The 9,458-nt window shown below is 55.1% G+C and carries 4 protein-coding genes; all 4 read left to right on the forward strand.

Features of this window, described 5'->3' with window-relative positions; translation table 11 throughout:
• Window positions 1–10 precede the first annotated feature (10 nt).
• The 4 genes from K9N21_19980 (at window position 11) to amrB (ending at window position 9,106) form a co-directional block, all read left to right on the forward strand.
• Window positions 11–1,780 (forward strand): InlB B-repeat-containing protein, encoded by a 1,770-nt coding sequence (locus K9N21_19980; GenBank protein MCF8146194.1) that lies wholly within the window; start codon window positions 11–13, stop codon window positions 1,778–1,780.
• Between the two features lie 230 nt (window positions 1,781–2,010).
• Window positions 2,011–3,618 (forward strand): hypothetical protein, encoded by a 1,608-nt coding sequence (locus K9N21_19985; protein ID MCF8146195.1) that lies wholly within the window; start codon window positions 2,011–2,013, stop codon window positions 3,616–3,618.
• 837 nt (window positions 3,619–4,455) lie between these two features.
• Entirely contained in the window at window positions 4,456–7,917 is a 3,462-nt protein-coding gene (locus K9N21_19990) for a DNA polymerase III subunit alpha (GenBank protein ID MCF8146196.1), read from the forward strand.
• Window positions 7,918–8,128: 211 nt separating this feature from the next.
• Window positions 8,129–9,106, forward strand: coding sequence for an AmmeMemoRadiSam system protein B (amrB, locus tag K9N21_19995; GenBank protein MCF8146197.1), 978 nt, complete (start codon window positions 8,129–8,131; stop codon window positions 9,104–9,106).
• Window positions 9,107–9,458: the final 352 nt, after the last annotated feature.

A 9,458-nucleotide genomic window follows, 5' to 3' on the forward strand; every position in this document is an offset into this window, starting at 1 on the left:
GAGATCGAAAATGAAGAGGAATAAAGGAACTATCATTGTGCGCTCAGCAATCATGGGACTGATTTGTCTTCTCCTTTTTGGTGTGCAGATCGTGTGGGCAGGCAATATCGACGCGACCTACAAATACGCCTGGGGCGAGAATGCAGGCTGGCACAACTGGCGGTCCACCAATGCCCAGGCCACGGTGGAAGCGACCTATTTGACGGGCTATGTATGGGCGGAAAACATCGGATGGATCAAGCTGGGCGTGGACGCCGCGGGCCCTTATGACAATACCGATGAGACCGATTGGGGCGTGAATAAGGACGGCTCGGGCAACCTTTCTGGCTATGCCTGGAGTGAGAATGTAGGCTGGATCAACTTCAATCCAACAAATGGCGGGGTGACCATCAGCACCAGCACCAACAAGTTCGATGGCTATGCCTGGGGCGAACGGATTGGCTGGATCCATTTCCAGAACGACTCTCCCGAATACTATGTAATGCAGGAATTAATAATTGCCCCCGCTGTAACCACCGAGGAGGTCACCGGTGTCGGCACTGCCACAGCGATCGGTAACGGTACTATCACCGACCTCGGTTCACCCGATCCCACGGCCCACGGCGTCTGCTGGAACACCAGCGGAAATCCGAATGCTGACGATGACGATTGCACCGACGAAGGCCTGGCTTCTACAATCGGTTCATTTACCTCAAACATCACCGGCCTGAGTGCCGGCACGACCTACTATGTGCGGGCCTATGCCACCAATACGGCAGGTACAAGTTACGGGGAACAAGTGGAATTCAAGACCCAGGTTGTACTGACCATGTCGGCATTCCCCGCTGCCAGCGGCACCACAGAGCCTCCTGCAGGGTCGACCACCAACGTGGATGCTGGAGAGGCCCAAAATATCACGGCCTCGGCCGCCCCAGGCTACCACTTTGATAACTGGACAGCAGACCCGGCGGAAAACGCGGATTTTGATAACGCGACCGTCGCATTTACCACCGTCACCCTAACGGGATCGGCCACGGTCACCGCCAATTTTGCCATCAACACCTACACCCTGACCACGGCTGCGAATCCGGTTGAGAGCGGCACTGTGGTCAAGGACCCTGATAAGGCCAATTACGAGCACGGCGAGGAGGTGCAGGTCACAGCTACGGCCGAGGCGGGCTATACCTTTACCGGTTGGACCGGGGACCTGAGCGGAACCAACAATCCGGCCAGCCTGGCCATGGACGGGGACAAGACCGTCACTGCCAACTTCGCGGCCACTTACACTGTGACCTATGACGGCAATGGGAACACCGGGGGAGCCCCACCCGAGGACGGGAGTGCCTACCAGGAAGGTACTGAAGTGACGGTTCTGGACGCGGGCTCCCTGGTCAAGACTGGCTATACCTTCGACAATTGGAACACGGCTTCGGACGGGGGCGGAACCCCATATGCCCCTGGGGAAACGTTCAGCATGCCAGGGGCTAACGTCACGCTGTACGCCCAGTGGACAGCTGCTTCTACCCGATATGTGTGCAGGGATGGGTATTGCGGGGGCAAGACACCGTGTGACATGACAATTCAGCAGGCCATCGAGGCAGCGGACACCGGGACGGTCATACTGATCGCTGATGGCACGTACGATGAAACCATCAGTCTTAACGCAGATAAGGTTCTGACCCTCCAGGGCGGGTGGGACGCGTCATTTGGAAGCCAGACCGGGACTACCACATTGAAAGGTGCGCCCAAGGCCCCGCAGGGGTCTCTGACGTTGCAGGAGTTGGTCATTAAGCCTGAATAAGGCCAGGGATGAACAGTCAAATCATGGGGAGGGACGGGGGTGAATTTTTATGCCTTCGGGATAGGCCCGCAGGCAGACTAAATGAAACCGTCAGGCGGGCCATAGCCGGGGCCGCCACCTCCCAGCCAGTTTTAAGAAAGCGGCCGATTTTTTCACTGCATTGAAACACAGTTTTTGAGAGGTGCTCTATTCAGGGCAAGAAACTTCCACCATTTTTTCAGGAGGAAACGATGAGATTCATACATGCAAGAGCAGGCAAATTGCTATGCGTAGCCCTTTGGTCTTTTGTCTTGTGTATCGCTTTTAATTTTACATATGCGTACGCATATCCGGCGCCGAAATTTCAGAGAGCGATGGTTTTTTCTATGAAACAATCAGACGGCACAATTTTAAGCATATTTTTCGCAGTTATCAGCGGGCCTTCTCCAGAGGATGTGACCTCTTTTACCGCCACCGGCCCATCCGGGACCTATAACCTAAACCCTTCGCGCTCTTTTCAGCAATATGGACTTTATTATGTCTATGGAGAACAAGGCGTTCTGGAGGATGGCACCTACACCCTGACGGTGACCGATAGTGCGGGCAGATCCGCCTCCGTGTCTCGGGACTTCACTTATGATGGCAGTGTGCCTAAACCAACCAATCTGGATCCGGCAAACGAGAGCTATACAGAAGGTACGACGCCCACCTTGAGCTTTTCACCTGTTGAAGGAGACTACATCTATCAGGTAATTATTTCTGATTATGATTCTAAAGCGATCTGGTACATCAGCCCCATGATGACAACCCCTTCTTTCACAGTGCCGGAGGGGATGTTGCAACGCAATACGGCTTACTCCTGGGAGGCTCGGATTTATGATGCCTCGGGCCGGAACTGCAGTCAAAGCCAGCCTGTTTTTTACACCGACACAAAGACTGCACCCGAAATAATGTTCAGGGGTGTCATGTCGTTTCCTACTGATTCAAATTTTCTAAATTTTCTTTATGCACAGGGCAGTCACGTGGCCCCTTGGGATATCGACTATTTTCACGCCACAGGACCTGATAACACGGTATATGATCTGAACAGGCGCGCTTATCAGTTCACATTTTCCTCTTATAACGCAAACATCACTGCGTATGATCCACCGGCATCAGTTCCCGACGGCACTTACACCTTTGAAATCAAGGACGACCAGGGTCGAACCAACTCCGATACGTGCACCTATACCTACAATCCTGTCCCTGACTTTGTAGAAGATTCCCGGCTCCCGGCTGACAATGCCTACCTGGATACGGACAAACCAACATTCAGTTGGTCCAGAGTAGAGGGGGATACCGGCAATGGGGCTTATCTATACAGTATACGCATCGTGGATTACAGTACGGGAGTTCGGTTTTTTGACTCACCTCAGAGTACCGAGACGTCCTTTACACCCTCTGAATCGCTGAACCTCCCAAGGGGAAGCTCCTACAAGTGGCGTGTCAATGTGATTGATAACAATGGCAATAACTACAGAACTTCTTCTTCGCCTACATTCCGGACACTAACGTTTAATCCTGAATCAGCCCCATCAGTTCTCTATGTGAGTAACACCGATGACACATGTAATGGAAACGATCCCTGTTACACGTCTATCCAGGATGCGATAGACTACGCAGGAGAAAACGCTTCCATACGATTGGCTGAGGGAACCTACAACGAAATCTTTGAGTTATACCTACCGAAATCCATAACGTTAAAAGGGGGATGGGATATATCCTTTGAGAATCAAACTGCTACAACTACCTTAAGAAGTGCGCCCAAAGCACCGCAGGGGTCGCTGACGTTACAGGAGTTGATAATCAAGCCGGAATAGAATCCTGAACAGCCAAGTTATGGGGAGGGACACTACGGATTTCATGGACTGTTTGCAGGATCGGCCTTCAAACAGAATTCAAAGCGTCAGGCGGGTCAACGGCACGGATCCGCCACCTCCCCGCCAGTTTCGAAGCTGTTCCCTTTCCATCTCGGTATTTCCCAAGACCGCCCTGGCAACTCTCGGCCTAACAGTGATGCAAGAAGCAAGCATTAAGTTGAACCCCTGCTGAGATACGAAAAAGATATGTCACAATTTCAATAGGTTGCTATAAGAGCCACGTACCCTCTGGCGGCCCAAGCGCGTGCAATCTCCTTCTAAGGTCAAACGACGCCACCTTGGTCAAAATGGATATCCCAAATGATCGCTCACAGCCAAGCGGTTGTGATAGCGCTCTTGGGGTCAAAACCGATGCGTGAGATTTGCCCAGCCTGCATAAAGATCTCGGACAATCTGACCAGCCCTTTTCGAAGATTCCAATCCGGTTGTCCAGCCAGGAGCAACAATTGAGTCACCAAATTGAAGAACCCCGCGGCAATATCGGCTTTCAAAAAAGAGTTTGCCGGCCCTGCCAATCCAGGGCCTTGGATTCGCTGACAATCCCTTTCAGGATGCTGTCAGGTGCAGCCGATTTTTCGGCGTAGAATTTGACACCATCTGTAAAATGGGATAGTTTTTGTCACCGGGGGGTGTCTGAATCAGGCAGCCTTTCACGGGTTTCAAAATCGCTGACCCAACCCACGAGATTTTTGTCATATGCCATGAGCCATCAGCTATGCGCCGGTATCCAGTATCCAGCAACCAGCAACCAGCAACCAGACCATAGGAAGGAACAACGTGACCGATTCACCATTTGTACACCTTCATGTGCATACGGAATTCAGCCTGCTTGACGGGGCCATCCGGATCGACCGGATGCTTCAAAAGGCCCGGCGTTTGGGAATGGAGAGCGTGGCCATTACGGATCACGGCAATATGTTCGGGGTGGTCCAGTTCTACGATCAGGCCGTGAAGGCAAAGATTAAACCGATCATCGGGTGCGAGGTGTATGTGGCCCCCAACGACCGGCGGGATCGGTCTCCTTCTCGGGGCGGGGGACCGACGGCCCACCATCTCACCCTTCTGGTCATGAACGAGGAGGGATACCGGAACCTGAGCGCCCTGGTCACCCTGGGTCACCTGGAGGGGTTTTATTATCATCCCCGCGTGGACATGGAACTGCTCAAGAAACACCATTCCGGGCTTATCGCCCTTTCCGGGTGCCTGAAAGGGGTGGTTCCTTATCTGGCCCTGGCCGGACAGATGGAGGCGGCGAGGGAGAAGGCGAGGGAGCTGGCCTCGGTGTTTGACGGACGGTTTTATTTAGAGGTCCAGGCCAATACGCTCTCTGAACAGAAACGGGTCAACCGGATGCTCAGGGAGATCTCCAAAGATCTGTCCCTCCCCTTGGTGGGCACCAACGACTGCCATTATCTGAACAAGGAGGACGCACAGGCCCATGATGTGCTCCTGTGCATTCAGACAGGCAAATCGGTGGACGATGAAAAGCGCCTCAAGTTCTCCTGCGACGAATTTTATTTCAAGTCCCGCGCCGAGATGGAAGAGGCCCTTCAAGGATATGAGGACGCGCTTGACAATACGGTTCGGGTGGCTGAACAGTGCAACTATGAAATGAGCTTCGGGGAGTATAAGTTCCCGGTATTTCGTGCGGAAAAGGATCGGAGCCTTGACGACCTGCTGACCCATAAGGCCAGGGAGGGGTTTGCACGGCGAATGGCCGAAAAGGAGGCGGAAGAAGGACCGCTCTCGGAGGAGGTCAGGGCGGAGTATCGCGACCGGCTGGAGTTTGAACTGTCGGTGATCCTCAAGATGGGGTTTGCAGGGTATTTTCTGATTGTGGCCGATTTTATCGAATACGCCCACCGGCATGATATCGCCGTGGGACCCGGCCGGGGCTCGGCAGCCGGGTCTCTGGTGGCCTTTTGTCTCAATATCACCAATATCGAGCCCATCAAGTATGGTCTCCTTTTTGAACGGTTCCTGAATCCGGCCCGGATCAGCATGCCGGATATTGACATCGATTTCTGCGTCAACGGCCGGGACCAGGTCATCCGCTATGTGGCGGAAAAATACGGACAGGAAAACGTCAGCCAGATCATCACCTTTGGGACCATGAAGGCCAGGGGGGTGATCCGGGACGTGGGCCGCAGCCTCAACATCCCCCTGGGAGAGGTGGACCGCATCGCCAAGCTGGTGCCCGAAGGCCCGGGGGTCCGTCTGGATGACGCCATCCGCGACGAGCCCGAATTGAGAAGCCTGGAGGAGGGCGAAGGGCCGGGGAAAAAACTCCTGGAGATATCCCGCGCCCTGGAGGGGCTGTCCCGGCATGCATCCACCCACGCCTGCGGGGTGGTGATTGCGGACCGGCCGCTGGTGGAATACCTCCCCCTCTACCGCGGGCACAAGGGTGAAATCATGGCCCAGTTCACCATGGAACGGATTGAAAAGCTGGGTCTTATCAAATTTGATTTCCTGGGTCTCAAGACCCTGACGGTCATCAAGGAGGCGCTTCACCTCATTGAAAAAACCGCGGGAGAGAAGATCGACCTGGGAAAGATTCCCCTCGACGATAAAGCGCCTTACCAGCTCTGCTCAGATGGAAAGACCACCGGTGTGTTCCAGCTGGAAAGTTCGGGCATGAAGGACCTCCTGAGAAGGCTCCGGCCCGAGGTCTTTGAAGACATGATCGCCCTCATGGCCCTTTACCGGCCGGGTCCGCTGGGGAGCAACATGATCGACGATTTCATCAACGGAAAGCACGGAAACGGCAAGATCAACTATTTCCTGCCGACGCTGGAACCGATTCTGAAGGAGACCTACGGGGTCATATTGTATCAGGAACAGGTAATGAAAATCGCCCAGGTCCTGGCCGGCTACACCATGGGGGAGGCCGATGAGCTTCGCAAGGCCGTGGGGAAAAAGAAGCCCGAGCTGATGGCAAAGCACCGCACCAAGTTTGTGCAAGGGGCCGTGGGAAACGGGGTTGCGCAGCCGATGGCCGAGAAGCTCTTCGGGCTGATCGATAAGTTCGGGGGATACGGATTTAACAAGTCTCATTCCGCGGCCTATGCCATGATCGCCTTTCAGACCGCCTATCTCAAGGCCCATTATCCGGTTCAATTCATGGCCGCGCTACTGACCCAGGATATGGGGAACCAGGACAAGACCATCAAGAACATCGCCGAATGCCGGGCCATGGGGATCGAGATTCTCCCCCCGGATGTGAACGAAAGCCAGGCGGATTTTTCCGTGGTGGATGGAAAGATCCGGTTCGGGCTGGCCGCGGTCAAGAATGTGGGGGTCAAGGCGGTGGAACTGGTGATCCAGGAGAGAGACCAGCATGGGCCGTTCGGCGATCTGCTGGACTTCTGCAGGCGGGTGGATGGGTCCAAGGTCAACCGGAGGGTCCTGGAAGGCCTCATCCAGTGCGGGGCCTTTGATTTTACCGGGGAGTACAGGTCGAGGCTCTTTGCCGGGCTCGATGACGCCCTTCGTATCTGCGGGGCCAATCACGACCCCAATCAACTCAATATCTTCGGATCTCTGGCACTCCAAAACGGGGGCGCCGGGGGGCTCCTTGAACTCCCGGACATCCCCGAATGGTCTGAGGCAGAGCGGTTGAGAAAAGAAAAGGAGGGCCTGGGGTTTTATATTACCGGACACCCCCTGGACAGCTTCAGGCAGGAGATCGATCGGTTTGCCACGTGCCTCATCCAGGACCTTCACACCCGTAAGGACAAGGGGCAGGTCAAGATCGCCGGCGTGTTGGCAGGTGTCAAGATCAAGCGGACCAAGCGGGGAGAAAAGATGGCTGTCGTTCAATTGGAGGACCTGACCGGCTCCACCGAGGTGGTGATATTTCCGGATGTCTTTGCCGGGGCCTCCCCCCTCCTGAAGGGGGACGAGCCCCTCCTCATTACCGGGAGCGTGGAGATCGGCGAAACCGCGGCCAAGATCCTTGCAAAGGAGATCGAGAGGCTCAGCGATGTCCGCCTGAGTGTGGTAAAGGCCATCACGGTGGCCCTGGAAAACGGGAGGGCTTCACGGGAGATCCTGGAAGACCTGCGGGATATTGTTTTCAGATATCCCGGGGAGAGCCGGCTCTTGTTCAAGGTGGGCATGTCCGGAGGGAATCCGCTCATGATATCCGCACACGGCCGGTTCAATGTGCTCCCCTGTAGAGGATTCCTGACCGAGATGGATGAACTTCTGGGATACCGGGCGTGGGAACTGATTTAGGGCTGGATGCTGGGTACTGGATGCTGGATGATAGCTTAATACCTCAGCAGCTTAACAGCTCAGCAGCTTACCAGCTCATCAGCTCAATCCCTCACGCCCTACACCTTATGTTATTACGAGAAACGCGACCCCAATAAACGCAATAAACTCAACCAACTCAGCAAACCCACAACGCGCAACGAGTAGCGCGCAACCAGATAAGGAGGCCCTTATGGGTCGGGTGTCTGCAAGAAAAATCGGGCCACGCGATCTCCTGTGGCTGGGGATGGCGTGTTTTTGCGGGATCTGTCTTGCGGCGGTTTCATGGGCCGCCAAGGAGGAAGAAATGAACAAGGGGGCTGAAGTAACGGTCAGAGAGGCCCTGGGGGCAGGAAGGTGGTTTCCAGGAAACGGAATGGAACTGAAGGCAATGATTGATGAGTACATGGAGAATGCCCGGGTGGCTGAGGTGAACGGCAGGATCGTGGCCGCCATTGCCCCCCACGCGGGATATATCTACTCCGGGAAGGTGGCCGGTTACACGTTTCGGGCCATAAGGGACAACGCCGCCGCCCGGGGCCGGCCCGATACGGTGGTGGTGCTCGGGATAGGGCATCGCGAAGGCTTTCAAGGGGTGGCGCTCATGGAGGGCGACGTGCTGCGAACGCCCCTTGGGGATGCGGTGCTGGACAAGGCGAGCGGAGCACTTATGGCTGGGATAAGCCCCCGGATATACTTTGATTACACTCCTCATGCGGGCGAGCATTCGGCTGAAAACGAGATCCCTTTTGTCCAGGCGGCCCTCCCTGGAATTCCGATGATCGTGGGGCTCGTGGGGGACCACGATCCGCGGACCCTAGACGATCTGGCGGCTGGGCTGGAGGCCCTTTCCCAAAAGAAAAGGATCCTGGTGATTGCCAGCACCGACATGCTGCATGACGCGGATTACGGCCTTGTGACCCGTACGGACAAGCACACCCTGGAGATGGTGAAGATCATGGATGAGGCGGGGATCCGGAAGGGCTGGGGCTATTCGAAACAGATATTCTGCGGGATAGGGCCGGTCCTTGCGGCGATGCGATTTGCAAAACAGAAGGGATGCGAGGAGGGCAAGGTCCTGTTCTACCGGAACAGCGGCGATGATTTCCCCGAGAGCCGGGGCCGCTGGGTGGTGGGCTACGGAGCGGTGGTCTTTGCCGTTCCCGACTAAGGCGGCAAAAAGTATCTCACACAGAGCCACAGAGCCACGGAGAAAAAAGACATTGTGACAGACAATACAAGAAATTTTCTGCAATACAGGATATCACCAGTATAAAAGCATCACCGGCATTAATTGATAATTCAACCACACAAAGCAGCGGATTTCACAAGGCAGAATTACACCAAAACAGTTTTTAATTCAATCTCCGTGGCTCTGTGCCTCTGGTGCGCCAGGCTAAGCCTGGCTGATCTTGTAACCTGAAAGGAGGTTACCCTGTTAATTGCTCGTTCAGCAGGTAGCGGAGCGGGCGGCCCGCGGAGTAATCCAAAGGGTCGAAGCCCCGCCGAGCGAACGCGCGAGC

Source organism: Deltaproteobacteria bacterium (assembly GCA_021737785.1).
Taxonomy (GTDB): Bacteria; Desulfobacterota; DSM-4660; order Desulfatiglandales; family Desulfatiglandaceae; genus AUK324.